The organism is Nakamurella panacisegetis (assembly GCF_900104535.1).
Classification (GTDB): Bacteria; Actinomycetota; Actinomycetes; order Mycobacteriales; family Nakamurellaceae; genus Nakamurella; species Nakamurella panacisegetis.
Genome location: NZ_LT629710.1, coordinates 844288 through 859319, shown reverse-complemented (window position 1 = coordinate 859319; position 15032 = coordinate 844288). Strand labels below are relative to the sequence as shown.

The following is a 15032-nucleotide window of genomic DNA, read 5'->3' as shown; positions in this document are numbered from 1 at the left end:
ATCCCGTCCCGATCGGAGTCACCACTGATGCCTCACCAGCCTTCCGTGCTATTCGTCTGTGTCCACAACGCGGGTCGGTCCCAGATGGCCGCCGGGTTCTTGACCGCCCTGTCCGGTGGCGCCATCGAAGTCCGCTCGGCCGGATCCGTGCCCGCCGATCAGGTCAATCCGGCCGCCGTCGAGGCCATGTCCGAGGTGGGAGTCGACATCACCGCGCAGGTGCCCAAGGTGCTGACCTCCGAGGCCGTGCGGGCCTCCGACGTGGTGATCACCATGGGCTGCGGTGACGCCTGCCCGATCTTCCCCGGCAAACGCTACGAGGACTGGGAGCTGGAGGATCCGGCCGGTCAGGGCGTGGAGGCGGTCCGGCCGATCCGCGACGAGATCCGCCGCCGGGTCGAGGCTCTGATCGCCGAGTTGCTCCCGGCCAAGGTCTGACGACGTCGTGATCGCGAACGCGACTCCATCGACCGCGGGCCGGGTCCGCCCCGGCCAGGCCGACACCACCCGGAGCAGCCGATGACCGATCGACCGTCTGTCCTGTTCGTGTGCGTGAAGAACGGCGGAAAGTCGCAGATGGCCGCGGGGCTCATGCGAGCCGCCGTCGGCGACGAGGTCGAGGTGTCCTCGGCCGGGACACAGCCGGGCGACACGATCAACGCCCTGTCCGCGCAGTCGTTGCTGGAACTGGGAGTCGACATCACGGGCGAGCGGACCCGGCAGCTCACCGACGACATGGTCGCCGCCGCCGACCGCGTCGTCGTGCTGGGCCGCGACGCGCACGTCCGGCCGGTCGGTGACACCCCGGTCGAGGTCTGGGACACCGACGAACCCTCCGAGCGGGGGATAGACGGGATCGAGCGGATGCGGCTCGTGCGCGACGACATCGCCGCCCGGGTCCGGGCTCTCGCCGAGCACCTACGGGCCGACGTCGGCCAGTCGTAGGTCCCGCCGCCGGATCGGGGCGCCGGGCCGGGGGTGACCGGCGCGGAGCGCGGGGACGGACCGACCTCGCGTGGTTGCCCCTCGAGGTGACGGTGTGGTTCTCTGGTCCCGTGGACACCATCGCGCCGGGAGCGGGCACAGCATTCTGCGTGTGCCTGATCGGTGTGACGCCCCTGTCGGTTGATGATCGGCTCTGTTGCGGCGACGCCTGCCGCTGAGCCACCTCTTTGATGGTTCGCGGCCCGTCACCTGCCGCCACCTTCACAGAATCCGAGTCATCTCATGTCGTACACCAGGCCTTCCGCGTTGCCGTATGGCGACCAGACTCCGCCCGTGCCGCACCACGACCCGACCGCTCCGGTCGAGCCGCATCCCGAAGCGCTGCCGGTGCCCGTCCAGCCGGAGACGCGAGGTCGCTGGGGTGACCGCGTGCGGCGGATCGCCGCCGTGGTGTCAGCCGCGCACGAGGCCCGCGTCCCGTTCTGATTCGTCCTGGAGTTCGATGCGCGTCGAGGTCAGCCCCATGGCCACCGCGGTGTCGTAGGTGTCGTCGATGTACATGACCTCGCGGCCGGCGCGGGCGAGCAGGCTGGCGGCGATGGAGGCCCGGAACCCACTGGCGCAGTGCACCCACAACCGTCCCGGTGGGACCTCGTCCAGTCGGGCCAGCAGCGAGTGCAGCGGAATGTGGGCGGATCCGGGGATGAAGCCGACGGCGCGCTCGTCGTCGCGCCGCACGTCCAGTACGACCTGACCGTTGCGGTCGTGGTGGCCGTGCGGATGGCCGTGATCGTGGGTGTGTCCCAGGCCCAGCGCGTGGGCGGCGTCGGGGAAGCTGACCCGCGGGTAGCTGCTGAGCCGCCCGGCGGCCAGGTATTCGGCGGCGCCGACCGCGGCGCCGTCCGGTCGGTCGATACCGATCCGGGCGAGTTGGCGCTGGGCGTCGGTGATCTGCTCGGCCGTCTCGCCGAGCAGGGTCAGATTCTCACCCCAGGGCATCAACCAGCCCAGGTAGGTGGCGAACTGGGCGCCGAGCGCGATGCTGATCGTCCCGTCGAGGTGGGAGGCCGCGTAGGCGGTGCGTTCCCGCAGATCCACCACCCAGTCACCGGCCGAGATCAGATGCGGCAGCTGTTGCGGGCCAACCACTTTCGGTGCCGAAAGATCCATGGCGGTCGGACCCTGCCGGTTCAGCGGTGCCATGTGTGCGTAGTAGGCCGGGTAGGCCGTGAGGTTGGCGATGAGCGCCGCGACGAAGCCTTCCTCGTCGGCCGCTGTGAGGGCGTCGTTGCGGGCGCGTTCGGCTCCGATGGTGGAGGAGTCGCCGCCGGTGGCCGAGCCGGACGAGCAGAACGAGCCGAACCCGTGGGTGGGGTAGACCGGCACGTCGGGATCGAGCATCGACGAGAGCCGACGGGCGGAGTGGTACTGCGCGTGGGTGAGTTCCTCGGTCCGCGCCGGGTCGACCAGATCGGTCCGGCCCACTGAACCGAACAGCAGCGAACCGCCGGTGAACACCGCCGGGGAGTCGGCCGAGCCCGGTTGGTCGACCACGTACGCCAGGTGGGTGTCGGTGTGGCCCGGAGTGGCGATCACCCGCACCCGCAGGGCGCCGAAGTTCAACACGGCGCCGTCCTCGACCGGAACCCGATCGAAATCGACCGGATCGGCGCCGGAGAGAACGTAGGCCCCGCCGGTGCGCTGAGCCAGCACGTACCCACCGGTGACGTAGTCGTTGTGGATGTGGGTCTCCAGTACCGCCTCGCAGCTCAGAGCCTTGGTGGCCAGGATCGCCTCGACCCGGTCGACGTCGCGTTGCGGGTCGACCACGATCGCCGTGCGCCCGTCGTGGACCACGTAGCTCCGGTCACCGAGCTCGCTGGTGTCGATCACTTCGACCCTCATGGGTTCTCCTCGTCGCCGCGCGTTTCGGTGTCCGTATGGCCACCGCGTTGAATGTACGTACATTTCGGTACTCTAGGCCGAGTGGACGACAAACGGAATCGAGGTCCCGCGTGATGAGGACGATGAAGGTGCCGTACCGGTCACCTCGGGCGGTCGACGGACGCGCGCTGACCGGCGTCGGCCCGCTGTGGCGTCAGGTGCGTGAAGACCTGCAGGCACGGCTGCTGGCCGGTCAGTTCCACGACGGGTTCCCCGGCGAGCATGCCTTGGCGCAGGAGTACGCGGCGAGCCGGCACACCATCCGTGAAGCGTTGCGGTCGTTGCGCAGTGACGGTCTGGTGACCGCCGCCCGGGGGCGGGCGTCGACCGTCGCGGAGCCGACGGTGATCCAGCAGCAGATGGGTGGCGCGCTCTACAGCCTGTTCGCGTCGGTCGAGGCTGCGGGGTTGACCCAGCGCAGCATCGTCCGTCGGCTGGACGTCCGCGCCGACGGGGTCGTCGCCACCCGCCTTGGACTCGAGGAGTCCACGCCGCTGGTGCACCTCGAGCGTCTCCGGTTGGCCGGGGATGAACCGCTTGCCGTGGACCGGATCTACCTGGCGGCGTCCTGGGCCGCACCGCTGCTGGAGGTCGACTTCACCCACACTTCCTTGTACGAGCAGATGCACAGACTCTGCGGCGTCCGGCTGACCGGCGGTCAGGAACTCATCCGCGCCGTCGTCCCGACGGCGGGCGAAGCGCGGTTGCTGCAGAACCCACCGGAGGTGGCGGCCCTGGCTCTTGACCGGTTGGGCTGCTCGGACGGGGTGCCGGTCGAGTGGCGGCACACCCTCGTCCGGGCCGACCGATTCAGCCTCACCGCCCAGTTCACCCCGGCCGGCTACCACTTCGACCCCGGCGCCGGCGTCACGGCCCCGCGACCGCCGGGCTCCACCCACATCGCCGGGACCGTCGCATGACCGCCCTGGCCGCACTGGGCCTCGGGCTGGTGATCGGGGCCTTCCTCGGTGCCCTGGGCGGCGGCGGCGCGATCCTGACCGTGCCCGCCCTGGTGTATCTGCTGGGACAGTCGGCCCGCGACGCGACCACCAGCAGCCTGATCATCGTGGGGGCGGCCGCGCTGACCGGCATGATCGGCTACGCCCGCAGCGGGCACGTCCGCTGGCGACTCGGGGTGATGTTCGGCATCGCCGGCACGGCGGCCGCCTACCTCGGGACGGCCCTGAACCGGCAGGTCAACCAGCACTACCTGCTGATCGCCTTCGCGGTGGTGATGGGTCTGGCGGCCACCGGCATGCTGCTGCGCGCCCGCAACCGAAAGCCCGAGCCGGCAACCGCTTCCGTCGGGGCCGCGAGATTCGCGGGACCGGCCGAGAGCTCCGACGCCGAACGGACCGTCGCTGCCCGCGCCGCTTCGCCGGTCGGCGAGGCTCCGGCGCGGTCCCGGGAGTTCGGCCAGGGCAGCCGCTGGACCGCGGGCGCGAAGATCCTCGTCGCCGGCCTCGGGGTCGGCTTCATGACCGGATTCTTCGGCGTCGGCGGCGGTTTCGTCATCGTCCCGGTCCTGGTGTTGTTGTTCGACCTGTCGATGCCGGTCGCGGCGGCCACATCGTTGCTGATCATCGCGATCAACTCCGCCGCCTCCCTGGTGGCCCGGGCCGGCACGGCGCACTTCCACTGGGCGATCATCGTGCCGTTCACGATCGCCGCCATGGCGGCCTCCCTCGCCGGGAAGACCATCGCCGGCCGTCTCCCGGACCGGTTGCTGACCCGGATCTTCGCCGCCATGTTGATCGCGATCGGACTGTTCGTGGCCGTCCAGAACATCGCCCAGATCAGCTGACCGGGCCCGTCTCCCGGCGCCGGTGAGTTGAACCGCGCTCCGCGCCGGGCAGGCCCGGTCGGTTGGCCGAGCGCCGCGTTCCGCCGCTCAGACCAGCGAATCCTGCCAGGCGGTGTGCAGGCCGGCGAATCGGCCGCCGCCGCCGATCAGGTCGGCGGGCCGGCCGTCCTCGGCGATCCGTCCGTGCTCCATCACCAGCACCCGATCGGCGATCTCGACGGTCGACAGCCGGTGGGCGATGATCACCGCGGTCCGGTTGTGCAGCACGGTCCGCAGGGCGGCCTGCACCGCTCGCTCCGACGGAATGTCGAGGGAGGCCGTGGCCTCGTCGAGGATCAGCACGGCCGGATCGGCCAGGAATGCACGGGCGAACCCGACCAGCTGACGTTGCCCGGCCGACAGCCGCCCGCCCCGCTTGCGGACGTCGGTGTCGAAGCCGTCGGGGAGGGCCCGGATGAAGTCCCCGGCCCCGATCTCGTCGGCCGCGGCCTCGATCTCGGCCCGCGTGGCCTCCGGCTTGCCCAGCGCTATGTTGTCGGCCACCGAGCCCGAGAACAGGAAGGACTCCTGGGTCACCATCACCACTCCGCGGCGCAGATCGGCCGTCGAGAGGTGGGAGACGTCCACGTCGTCGAGCAGGACCCGGCCGGCGGTCGGGTCGTAGAACCGGGCCAGCAATTTGGCCAGCGTCGACTTTCCGGCTCCGGTGGCGCCGACCACGGCCAGGGTCTGCCCGGCCGGCAGATCCAGATCGAAAGTCGGCAGCACCGGCACGTCCGGGTGGTAGGAGAATTCCACCTGTTCGAACCGGACGTGTCCGGTGACGTCGGGCAGCGGGACCGGGTCGACCGGTTCCGGGACGCTCGGTACCTCTTCGAGCAGGCCCGACAACTTCTCGAGCGCGGCCGCCGCCGACTGGTAGGAGTTGTAGAACATGGCCAGCTCGTCGAGCGGGTCGTACATCCGGCGCACGTACAGCAGGAACGCCGCGAGCACGCCGATGTCCAGCTGCGAGTTGATCACCTGCACCGCGCCGACGATCATCACGGCGGTCAGCGCCAGGTTTCCGACCAGCCGCACCCCGGGGGTGTAGCGGGCCAGTGCGACCAACCCGTCGCCGTTGGCGGCCGCGTTCTCGTTGTTGAACCCGGCGAAGATGGCTGCGTTGCGGCCCTGCCGCCGGAACGTCAGCACTGCCCGGAGGCCGTTCATCGTCTCGGTGAACTGCACGATCAGCGATGCGATGGCGGCGCGGGTGCGCCGGTAGATCGTGCGGGAGGTGCCCTGGAACCATCGGGTCAGCAGGAAGACCGGAACCATCGCCAGTAGCGCGATCAGGCCGAGCGGCAGATCCAGGAACAGCAGCGCGACGCTGATCGCCACCACTGACAGCACACCCGAGATCAGCCCGTCGAGACCTTGTTCAGCCAGGTCGGAGAGGGTGTCGAGGTCGCTCGTCATCCGCGCGATGACCCGTCCCGAGGTGTACTTCTCGTGGAAGGACAGGCTCAGCGACTGGGAATGGGTGAAGACCCGACCCCGGAGGTCGAACAACACGGCCTGCGAGATCCGTGCCGACAACCGCACGAAGGTGGCCTTGGCCAACGCATTGACCACCCCGGCTCCGAGGTAGGCGATGGCCGTGAAGGTCAGCGGAGCTCCGTTGCCGGCGGACAGGGCCGGCACCGCGGTGTCGATCCCGTAGGCGACGATCAACGGGCCGACCAGGAAGGCCAGTTCGCTGATCACGACCATGACGGTGGCCAGCACGGTGAGTCGGCGGTGCGGCCGCAGCAGTGACCCGAGCAGTCGGCGCGATCGCGCTTGGAGCTTGATGCCGACCTCGACCGAGATGTCGCCCGAATCCTCGGCGGCGACTCCGCGCCAGGCGTTGTCGGCGTTCGGGTCGAGCGGCACGGCGGGGGTGCTCATCATCCTCGTTCCCAGCCCGCCGGTCCCGGTGGTGTTGTTCTGATCGGTCATGCGTTCACCTCCGCCGCGCGAGCCGCGTCGTCCCGGCTGGCCAGCAGATCCCGGTAGGCGGGCACGGTACTCATCAGTTCCGAGTGCGTACCGACGGCCGCGATCCGGCCGTGCTGCAGCAGCGCGACCCGGTCGGCGAGCATGACGGTGGACGCCCGGTGCGCGATGACCAGCGTGGTGGTGCCGGCCAGGACGGAGCGCAGGCCGGCCTCCACCTCGGCCTCGGTGTGGATGTCGAGCGCCGAGAGCGGATCGTCCATCACCAGCACGCTCGGGTGCGCGACGACGGCGCGGGCCAGGGCCAGTCGCTGCCGCTGGCCACCGGACAAGGACATCCCCTGCTCTCCGATCCGGGTGTCCAGGCCCCACGGCAGCTCGTCGACGAAGTCGGCGCGGGAGACGGCCAGAGCGGCGCGCACCTCGTCATCGGACCCGTCCGGCTTGCCCATCAGCACGTTCTCCCGCACCGAGGCGGAGAACAGGGTGGGTTCCTCGAAGGCGACCGAGACACGGGAGCGCAGCACATCCAGATCCAGGTCGCGGATGTCGACACCGTCCAGCTCGATCGAGCCGCCGGTGACGTCGTAGAGCCGGTTGATCAGGGCTGACAGGGTTGTCTTGCCGGACCCGGTCGCCCCGACCAGGGCCACCGTCTCGCCGGGGTGCAGATCCAGGTCGATGCCGCGGAGCGTGTCGGCGGGGTGCCCGTCCACGGCGGCCGCGTCGGCGAAGTGGAACCGCACGTCCTTGAGCCTGAGCCGCCCGGAAGGGTTCGGTGCCGGGATCGGGTGGTCCGGCGAGGTGACGGTGACCGGCGCGTCCATCACCTCGAAGTAGCGGTCGGACGCGGCGGCGGTGTCGTTGGCGATGGCCAGCAGCCATCCGATCGAATCGATCGGCCAGCGCAGGCCCATGGCGGTACCGAAGAAGGCGACCAGCGTGCCCGCCGATAGCGTGCCGGCGGCCACCTGCCGAACCCCGAGGACGAGGGCGATGCCCAGCGCGATCTCGGGCAGCGCGATGATCACGGCCCACAGCACGGAGATCACCTTCGACTTCGACAGTTCCGTGTCGCGGAGGTCGCCGGCCTGCCGCAGGAACGATCGCCGCAGGTGCGAACTGCGGCCGAAGGCCTTCAGGATGCGGACGCCCAGGACCGATTCCTCGACGACGGTGGCCAGGTCGCCCACCTGGTCCTGGGAGCGGCGGGCCAGGATCTGGTAGCGCGATTCGTACTGGAACGACAACAACACCAACGGGATGGCCAGCGCGGCGACGATGAGGCCGAGCGGCCAGGACAGCGTGATCAGGATGCCCACCCCGATCACGAAGGTGGCCAGGTTGACGACCAGGAAGACCAGGCCGAAGGCCAGAAATCGTCGGATCGTCGACAGGTCGGACACGGCCCTGGACAACAGCTGGCCGGCCGGCCAGCGGTCGTGGAACGACACCGGAAGTTGCTGCAGGCGCTCGTACAGCGCCGCGCGCATCGACGCCTCGACCCGCATGGTGGGGCGGGTGGCGAGCATGCGCCGGGCCCAGAAGAGGGTGGCCTCGGCGACGCCCAGGATCACCAGCAAGACGGCCGGCCACCACAGCCCGCCTAGCTGCCGACGCGCGATCGGGCCGTCGATGATCCACTGGATGACCAGCGGAAACGTCAGGCCGCAAACCGTTGCCACGATCGCCGCGACAGCGGAGGCGCCAAGGGCGGGGAGGGCCGGGCGGGCGAACGGCAGCAAGCGTTTCAATGACGCCGTGGTCGTGGTGCGAGGATTCGCCGGGGCCGTCGGGGCAGTTGGTTTCGAATTCGTCATGGCCGGGTCAGGCTACGTCGGGCCACCGACAGGACCCAGTTCTTTTCGCGCGGTCGGAACTCGTTCCCGTGCTCTGCTCAGCGGTGCAGGTGCCGGCGGACCGTTTCGGCGACGGTACGGACGCCGGCGTCGCCGATGATGATCGAGTAGTGGTTCACATCCGGCACGAACCGGAGGTCGACCGTCGACGGCAGTCCGGCCGCCTCGATGGACTCCGCGGTGAGCAGGCCGGGAGCCTGGTCGAGCAGGCCGCGCTCGGCCCACAGGAGGCTGGTCGGCACGGTCGCGGCGGCCGCCGCCCGGTGCGTCTCCGGATCGGCCAGCACGTCAGCGCCATCGGCCCTGATCACCTCGGCCACGCAGCTGGACCGGAACTCGGCGCCGTCCCGGACCAGGTCGTGCTGCAGGTACTGCTCCACGTCATGGGCGGTCGGACCGGTCAGCAGCGGACCCACCGCGGGGTGCGGACGCCAGAAGTCGAGATAGGCCGCCGGCGAGGCGAAGGTCATCGACAGGCGCTGCATGGCCGGTCCGATGGTGGCGACGAGGCGGGCATCGATGTCGAGGTCCGGCGGCGGCGGGAAGGCCACACCGCCGTCGACGAGCACCACTCCCGCGAAGCGGTCCGGGTGACGGGCCCCGGCCAGGGCGGCCACGTAGGCGCCCATGGAATGGCCGATCAGAACGGTGTTCTCGAGCCCGTAGGCGTCCAGGACGGCCAGCAGGTCGTCGACGTGGGCGCCCAGCCCGCGCGGCGACGTGGTGCCGGCTGACGCCGCCCGTCCGCGCAGGTCGGGTGCGAGGACCCGGGCGGTTCCGTCCAGGGCTCCGGCCAGCCGGAGCCAGGTCAGGCCGTTGGCCGTGATGCCGTGCAGTGCGACGACGGTGACGTCGCCGCCGCCGAGTTCGTGGACCGCGAGGTCACCACCGGCGACCGGTATCCGACGCATCGAATCAGTGTCCGTTGGACCGTGTCCCGAGCAGGACGTCTTCCCACGAGGGCATGGCCGGGCGGGATCCCTTGCGGGACGACTTGGCGGCACTGGAGCGAGCGGCGGGGGACGGGGTCGAGGCGGCTCGGACCGGTTCGGTTCCGGTCCGCACCTCTTCCCGCCGGGTGATGACCGGGTTGACGCCGGTGCGTTCGTCGGTGACCGTCTCCTCGACGATGCGCTCCGCGGCGCTCGGCTCGGTGGCCGCGGCGTCCACGCCGAAACGCGAGGGGCGGGGGGTACGCGGTTGTTGGGCGGCGGGCTTGGGCGCCGTCGTGAGCTTGCTGCCGGCCGGATGCCCGGAGCGAGGCGCGGTGTCGACCGGCCGAGACGGCTCGGTGGGCACCGTCGGGTCGATCAGGACGGTGGGCACCGTGTCCGGCCGGACCGGGCGGAGCGGTCGCAGGATCCGCAATGCCGGGTCGACGATCTCCGCCGCGGCGTCGTCGCGGGCACTGAGGGTGCCGCCGTCGGAACCGGGGTGGAAGACCCAGTGGGCCCGGTTCTCCGACCGTCCGACGTGCCAGGTCAGCGCCAGGATCCAGCCCTCGTCGTCCTTGAACGCGTCCCAGGTGACGTCACCGTCGTGTCCGCGAGCGGCCAGGGTGGCCGCCACGGTGTCCTCGACCGAGGTCGCCGCGGTGATGCCGTCGATGGCGGGGCGGGCCTTTCGGGCCTTCTCGGCCACGCTGGCCCGCTCCAGGAGTACGGGGTAGGCGAACCGGTCGACCCGGGAGGCCGTGGTCCCGGCCTGGGCCGCAACCTGTTCGACGGTCGCGCCGGACCGGATCCGGGCCTGGATCTCACGGGGACGCAGCTGTGACTCCATCTCGATCTCCAGTTGCCCGAACCGGCTGAGGTCACCGCGAGCGCCGGCTTTGAGCCGGTCGTCGCAGGGAATGGAGAATTGCTCGCCGGTCACCGGATCCTCGCAGACCAGGTTCTTGACGGAACCCTTCTCCGCGCCTTCGACCGGTGCGTCGGAAAGACCGAGCACCCGTAGCGCACGCATGGCGTTCTCCTCCCGCGCCGGCAGGAACTCCGCTGGCTGTCCGTATGTGAATCTATCCGCGGGCGCGGACCACCCGGCCGAGGCGCGCCGTACCGTCACCGGCTGACGGCACGGCGATCCGGACCGGTGGCTCAGCGCGTGGCGGTGAGGAAGGCGCCGAGGTTGTCGAGCAAGCCGCGGGTCCCGCCCTCGCGGGTCTCGATGGTGTCGATCCCGTCGAAGAACACGCCCTGCTCGGTGAAGGTGAGCAGCGTGCCGTCTCCGTCGGGGGCCACCGTGATGGTGGTCAGCGAGGTCGACAGGTGCGCGCCGTCGATCCACATGTCGTAGGTGAACACCATGCGGTTGCGGTCGACGATGTCGGTGTACGTGGCCCGGAACCTCGACCGCGGGCCGCCGTGCCACTGACCCTCCTCCGTTGTGTGCCCGCCGACGCGGAACTCGTGGGAGCGCTCGGTCGCGTCGAATTCCGGGCCACCGCCGAACCATTGCTCCCGGGCGGCGTCGTCGGTCAGTGCGGTCCACACTTCGGCGACCGGGACGGGATAGGTGCGTTCGATCACGAAGGTGCCGTGCGTGGTGCTGCGTTCGGACGTCGCGGTGTCGATGCTGGTCATGGTGCTACCTCCTGGTCGTGGGACGAATGGGGTGGTGACGGACGGGGTGATGCGGAACCGGGTGGATCGGTCGCGCCGGGCGGGTCGCGCGGCCCGCCCCCGGTGGCCAGGTATGCCCCCAGCCGGTCGAGTTGCCGTTCGGCCGGCATCTTCTGGGCGGTCACCCAGGTCCGGGCCGGCTCGAGGGCGCCCGGGACCAGTTGCACGGTCCTGACCCGCCCGACCTTGGTGGAGGTGACGAGTCCGGCCGCCTCCAGTACCCCGAGGTGCTGGACCAGGCTGGGTAGAGCCATGTCGAACGGCCGGGCCAGGTCCGAGACCGAGGCCGGGCCGCGGGTCAGTCGTTCGATCATCGCGCGGCGGCTGCGATCGCCGAGGGCATGGAACAGCCGGTCCAGGTCGTCGGACTGATACTTAGGCACATGCCTAAGTATCAGCATCCGGAATCGGGATGTCAACCCCGATCGGAAAGGCCGGAGCCCCGCCGATCAGATCGGCGGGGCTCCGGTGGTGCGGGCGTCGGCGAACTACAGCTGGCCGACGATGTGGTCGACGCACTCGGTCAACGCGGTGACGTCCGACGGTTCGATAGCCGGGAACATGCCGATCCGCAGCTGGTTGCGGCCGAGCTTGCGGTACGGCTCGGTGTCGACGATGCCGTTGGCCCGCAACGTCTTGGCCACGACGGAAGCGTCGACGTCGTCGGCGAAGTCGATGGTGCCGACCACCTGCGAACGCAGCTCCGGCCGCGCGACGAACGGGGTGGCGTATGACGACTTCTCGGCCCAGTCGTACAGCCGGCCCGAGGAGTCGGCGGTCCGCCGGGTGGCCCAGTCCAGGCCGCCCTGGCCGTTGATCCAGTCGATCTGGTCGGCCAGCAGGAACAGTGTGGCCACGGCCGGGGTGTTCAGCGTCTGGTCCTTGGTCGAGTTGTCCAGGGCGGTGGCGATGGACAGGAACTCCGGGATCCATCGGTCGGTCGCGGCGATCTCCGCCACTCGCTCGAGCGCCGCCGGCGAGGCCAGGGCGATCCACAGGCCGCCGTCCGAGGCGAACACCTTCTGCGGGGCGAAGTAGTAGACGTCGGTCTGGGCCACGTCGACCGGCAGGCCACCGGCCCCCGAGGTGGCGTCGACCAGGACCAGCTGGTCGGCGGTTGCGCCGTCCGGCCGTCGGACCGGCACGGCCACGCCGGTCGACGTCTCGTTGTGGGCCCAGGCGTAGACATCGACGTCCGGCTGGGCGACGGCGACCGGCGCGTCGCCCACCTCGGCCTTGATCACCGTCGGGTCGTCCAGGAACGGTGCCCCCTTCGTCACCGACGCGAACTTCGAGGAGAACTCGCCGAACGTGAGGTGCTGGGACTTGCGCCGCACCAGTCCGAGGGCGGCGGCGTCCCAGAAGGCGGTCGTACCGCCGTTGCCCAGGATCACCTGGTAACCGTCGGGCAGAGAGAACAGCTCGGACAGTCCGGCCCGGACCCGGTGCACCAGACCCTTCACCGCCGGCTGGCGGTGCGAGGTGCCCATGTACTGCGATCCGGACGCAGCCAGGGCGGCCAGTGCCTCCGGGCGGACCTTCGACGGGCCGCAGCCGAACCGGCCGTCGGTCGGCTTCAGGGATTCGGGCAGTACCAGGGTGGTCGGATCGGCCATGACTGACGGCTCTCCTCGTTGCGAGCGGATGACGAATGGGCGGCGGCGCGCGCGAATGGCGCTCCGCAGGCACAGTCTTTCACTGCCGGGAGGCACAATCATTGCGCGGGGCCGCCTTCGCACCACTCGACTCGGGAGAAGAACAGTGTCCGATTGGAATCAGAAGATCATCGAGGAGTTCCGCGCGAACGGCGGCCAGGTGGGCGGCGACTTCGCCGGGGCGCCCCTGCTGCTGCTGCACTCGGTGGGCGCGCGGTCGGGTCAGGACCGCGTCAGCCCGGTGATGTACCTGCTGGACGACGGCCGGTACCTGGTGTTCGCGTCCAAGGCCGGTGCGCCGACCAACCCCGACTGGTACCACAACCTCAAGGCCCATCCGCGGGCGATCATCGAGGTCGGCCACCACACGCTGCAGGTCGACGCGGTGGAGCTGGAGGGGGAGGAACGCACACGGATGTACAACCGACAGGCGGAGTTGTACCCCGGATTCGCCACCTATCAGGAGAACACCGACCGTGTCATCCCGGTCGTCGCCCTGATCCCGGTCCCGGTCACCCCGGTCCAGTAACCCGCACACCCGTCCCCGGCACGTACGGACCGGCCGCACTCCTGTGCGCCTACGGAGCTGCCGCGCCGCCCCTACGGAACTGCCGAAGTCCTGTGCGCATACAGAACTTCCGTGCGCATACGGTCCGTCCCGAAATCGGCGGTTGAGTGCCTGATTTGGGCAGAAACATATGCGCGGGGCAGTTCCGTATGCGGAACGGCCGGGCCCGAAGTCCTGTGCGCATATGGAACTGCCGTGCGCATACGGTCCGTCCCGAAATCGGCGGTTGAGCGCCTGATCTGGGCAGAAACATCTGCGCGGGGCAGTTCCGTATGCGCAGTGAGGCAGTTCCGTATGCGCAGTAACGGGCGGTGCGCTCAGCCGGCGAGAGCCAGTTCGCCGAAGCCGACGACGTTCTCCGGGGTGCGCGGCGGGTGGCCGTTGTAGACCGCGGCCGGGCGGACCAGGCGGCCGAGTCGCTTCTGCTCCAGGATGTGGGCGCTCCAGCCGGCGGTCCGGGCACAAGTGAACATGGCCGGCATCATCGGCGCCGGCACACCGGCGAAATCGAGGATGACCGCCGCCCAGAACTCCACGTTGGTTTCGATCGGGCGGTCAGGACGGCGTTCCCGCAGCTCCGTCAGCGCCGCCTGCTCCAGCGCGGCGGCCGCCTCGTATCGCGGCGCGTTCAGTTCCTGGCAGGTCCGGCGCAGCACGCGGGCCCGCGGGTCCTCGGCCCGGTACACCCGATGCCCGAAGCCCATCAACCGCTCGTGACGATCGAGGATGCCCTTCACCACGGCCGCCGCATCGCCGGTGCGTTCGGTCTGCTCGATCATCGGGAGCACGCGCGCCGGAGCGCCGCCGTGCAGGGGACCCGACATCGAGCCGACCGCACCGGCGAAGCACGCCGGCACGTCGGCGCCGGTCGAGGCGACTACGCGAGCGGTGAACGTCGAGGCGTTCATGCCATGCTCGGCGGCCGACACCCAGTAGGCGTCGATCGCCCTGACCTGCTCCGGCGTCGGCTCACCGAGCCACATGGTGAGGAACCGCTCGACCACGGTCGGGGCCCCGTCGATCATCGACTGAGGTACCTCCGGCCGGTCGCCGCGGGCCGACCGGGCGGCGTAGGCCAGGGTCGCGGAGGTCGTCTGGGCCAGGTGATCGCGGGCCTGCTCGTCGGTGATGTCGAGCAGCGGGCCGAAGCCCCGGGCCGGGGCGAGGAGGGGGAGGGACGCCTGCACGTCGACCCGCACGTCGCCGGAGGAGAAGGCGGGGAACGAGATGTCCACCGGAAGACGGGCGCCGAAGGCGTCGTCGACCAGCAGGGACCAGACGTCCTCGAAGCCGACCCGGCCGACCAGGTCGTCGATGTTCACTCCGCGGTAGCGCAGTGCGCCGCCGTCCTTGTCGGGTTCGGCGATGGCGGAGTGAAAGGCGACCACGCCCTCCAGCCCGGGGACAAAACTGTCGTTCGTCGTAGCCATGTGGCACCTCCACGTTGAGGACGGACCTTCGGACGTCACCCCGGCCGGCGGGGCCGGCGAAGTTGCATGCGGGGACGGATCGGACGGCGTTCGATCCGCCGACGTCCCCCGGAAGTGTTCGACCGCGGATAACCGCGGTTCACGTTTCCCTGCCGACACTGTCCTCCTTCGTGCTGTGTCGGTGCCATGTCTGGGTCCGGTGCTTTTGGTCACGTCGTGGTGACGC

General features: G+C 70.2%; 14 protein-coding genes. 5 read left to right on the top strand and 9 right to left on the bottom strand.

All coding sequences use genetic code 11. The features are described from left to right. Nucleotides 1–27 precede the first annotated feature (27 nt). Nucleotides 28–438, top strand: coding sequence for an arsenate reductase ArsC (locus tag BLS97_RS03750; RefSeq protein ID WP_090474657.1), 411 nt, complete (start codon nucleotides 28–30; stop codon nucleotides 436–438). 81 nt (nucleotides 439–519) lie between these two features. Further along, nucleotides 520–945, top strand: a complete 426-nt coding sequence (locus BLS97_RS03745; RefSeq protein WP_090474656.1) for an arsenate-mycothiol transferase ArsC — start codon at nucleotides 520–522, stop codon at nucleotides 943–945. Nucleotides 946–1398: 453 nt separating this feature from the next. On the opposite strand, the gene BLS97_RS03740 is transcribed toward BLS97_RS03745, so the two are convergent. After that, a complete protein-coding gene (locus BLS97_RS03740) occupies nucleotides 1399–2850 on the bottom strand; it encodes an MBL fold metallo-hydrolase (protein ID WP_090474655.1) in 1452 nt (483 codons plus the stop codon). A gap of 122 nt (nucleotides 2851–2972) precedes the next feature. Here BLS97_RS03740 and BLS97_RS03735 point away from each other — a divergent pair, with 122 nt between their 5' ends. Further along, complete coding sequence (locus tag BLS97_RS03735) at nucleotides 2973–3809, top strand: GntR family transcriptional regulator (RefSeq protein WP_090474654.1); 837 nt, start codon at nucleotides 2973–2975, stop codon at nucleotides 3807–3809. Further along, nucleotides 3806–4693 (top strand): sulfite exporter TauE/SafE family protein, encoded by an 888-nt coding sequence (locus BLS97_RS03730; protein ID WP_090474653.1) that lies wholly within the window; start codon nucleotides 3806–3808, stop codon nucleotides 4691–4693. Before BLS97_RS03735 ends, BLS97_RS03730 begins: the two co-directional genes overlap by 4 nt. 87 nt (nucleotides 4694–4780) lie before the next feature. Here the strand turns inward: BLS97_RS03730 and BLS97_RS03725 are convergent, their stop codons facing one another. From BLS97_RS03725 to serC, 7 genes are all read right to left on the bottom strand, one after another. Continuing rightward, on the bottom strand, nucleotides 4781–6676 hold the full coding sequence (locus BLS97_RS03725) for an ABC transporter ATP-binding protein (protein WP_090474652.1): 1896 nt from the start codon (nucleotides 6674–6676) through the stop codon (nucleotides 4781–4783). Further along, on the bottom strand, nucleotides 6673–8493 hold the full coding sequence (locus BLS97_RS03720) for an ABC transporter ATP-binding protein (protein WP_090474651.1): 1821 nt from the start codon (nucleotides 8491–8493) through the stop codon (nucleotides 6673–6675). Before BLS97_RS03720 ends, BLS97_RS03725 begins: the two co-directional genes overlap by 4 nt. 77 nt (nucleotides 8494–8570) lie before the next feature. Further along, entirely contained in the window at nucleotides 8571–9443 is an 873-nt protein-coding gene (locus BLS97_RS03715) for an alpha/beta hydrolase (protein WP_090474650.1), read from the bottom strand. A gap of 4 nt (nucleotides 9444–9447) precedes the next feature. Then, nucleotides 9448–10497, bottom strand: a complete 1050-nt coding sequence (gene sepH, locus BLS97_RS03710) for a septation protein SepH (RefSeq protein WP_090474649.1) — start codon at nucleotides 10495–10497, stop codon at nucleotides 9448–9450. A 131-nt stretch (nucleotides 10498–10628) separates the two neighbouring features. Beyond that, entirely contained in the window at nucleotides 10629–11114 is a 486-nt protein-coding gene (locus BLS97_RS03705) for an SRPBCC family protein (RefSeq protein ID WP_090474648.1), read from the bottom strand. After that, the gene (locus BLS97_RS03700; protein WP_090474647.1) at nucleotides 11111–11536 is read right to left on the bottom strand and encodes an ArsR/SmtB family transcription factor; all 426 of its coding nucleotides are present in this window, start codon (nucleotides 11534–11536) and stop codon (nucleotides 11111–11113) included. The genes BLS97_RS03705 and BLS97_RS03700 overlap by 4 nt, the downstream gene beginning before the upstream one ends. Before the next feature lie 105 nt (nucleotides 11537–11641). Further along, on the bottom strand, nucleotides 11642–12769 hold the full coding sequence (serC, locus tag BLS97_RS03695; RefSeq protein ID WP_090474646.1) for a phosphoserine transaminase: 1128 nt from the start codon (nucleotides 12767–12769) through the stop codon (nucleotides 11642–11644). Nucleotides 12770–12914: 145 nt separating this feature from the next. On the opposite strand from serC, the gene BLS97_RS03690 reads away from it, so the two are divergent. Further along, the gene (locus BLS97_RS03690; protein WP_090474645.1) at nucleotides 12915–13337 is read left to right on the top strand and encodes a nitroreductase family deazaflavin-dependent oxidoreductase; all 423 of its coding nucleotides are present in this window, start codon (nucleotides 12915–12917) and stop codon (nucleotides 13335–13337) included. A gap of 356 nt (nucleotides 13338–13693) precedes the next feature. Here BLS97_RS03690 and BLS97_RS03685 read toward each other — a convergent pair whose 3' ends face one another. Further along, a complete protein-coding gene (locus BLS97_RS03685) occupies nucleotides 13694–14806 on the bottom strand; it encodes a citrate synthase 2 (protein ID WP_090474644.1) in 1113 nt (370 codons plus the stop codon). Nucleotides 14807–15032 lie beyond the last annotated feature (226 nt).

What these genes read in the sequence shown, in the direction of transcription:
- BLS97_RS03685 (WP_090474644.1), bottom strand. Translation starts at nt 14,806, where the DNA reads ATGGCTACGACGAACGACAGTTTTGTCCCCGGGCTGGAGGGCGTGGTC.
- BLS97_RS03705 (WP_090474648.1), bottom strand. Translation starts at nt 11,114, where the DNA reads ATGACCAGCATCGACACCGCGACGTCCGAACGCAGCACCACGCACGGC.
- BLS97_RS03750 (WP_090474657.1), top strand. Translation starts at nt 28, where the DNA reads ATGCCTCACCAGCCTTCCGTGCTATTCGTCTGTGTCCACAACGCGGGT.
- BLS97_RS03730 (WP_090474653.1), top strand. Translation starts at nt 3,806, where the DNA reads ATGACCGCCCTGGCCGCACTGGGCCTCGGGCTGGTGATCGGGGCCTTC.
- serC (WP_090474646.1), bottom strand. Translation starts at nt 12,769, where the DNA reads ATGGCCGATCCGACCACCCTGGTACTGCCCGAATCCCTGAAGCCGACC.
- BLS97_RS03715 (WP_090474650.1), bottom strand. Translation starts at nt 9,443, where the DNA reads ATGCGTCGGATACCGGTCGCCGGTGGTGACCTCGCGGTCCACGAACTC.
- sepH (WP_090474649.1), bottom strand. Translation starts at nt 10,497, where the DNA reads ATGCGTGCGCTACGGGTGCTCGGTCTTTCCGACGCACCGGTCGAAGGC.
- BLS97_RS03725 (WP_090474652.1), bottom strand. Translation starts at nt 6,676, where the DNA reads ATGACCGATCAGAACAACACCACCGGGACCGGCGGGCTGGGAACGAGG.
- BLS97_RS03740 (WP_090474655.1), bottom strand. Translation starts at nt 2,850, where the DNA reads ATGAGGGTCGAAGTGATCGACACCAGCGAGCTCGGTGACCGGAGCTAC.
- BLS97_RS03735 (WP_090474654.1), top strand. Translation starts at nt 2,973, where the DNA reads ATGAAGGTGCCGTACCGGTCACCTCGGGCGGTCGACGGACGCGCGCTG.
- BLS97_RS03745 (WP_090474656.1), top strand. Translation starts at nt 520, where the DNA reads ATGACCGATCGACCGTCTGTCCTGTTCGTGTGCGTGAAGAACGGCGGA.
- BLS97_RS03720 (WP_090474651.1), bottom strand. Translation starts at nt 8,493, where the DNA reads ATGACGAATTCGAAACCAACTGCCCCGACGGCCCCGGCGAATCCTCGC.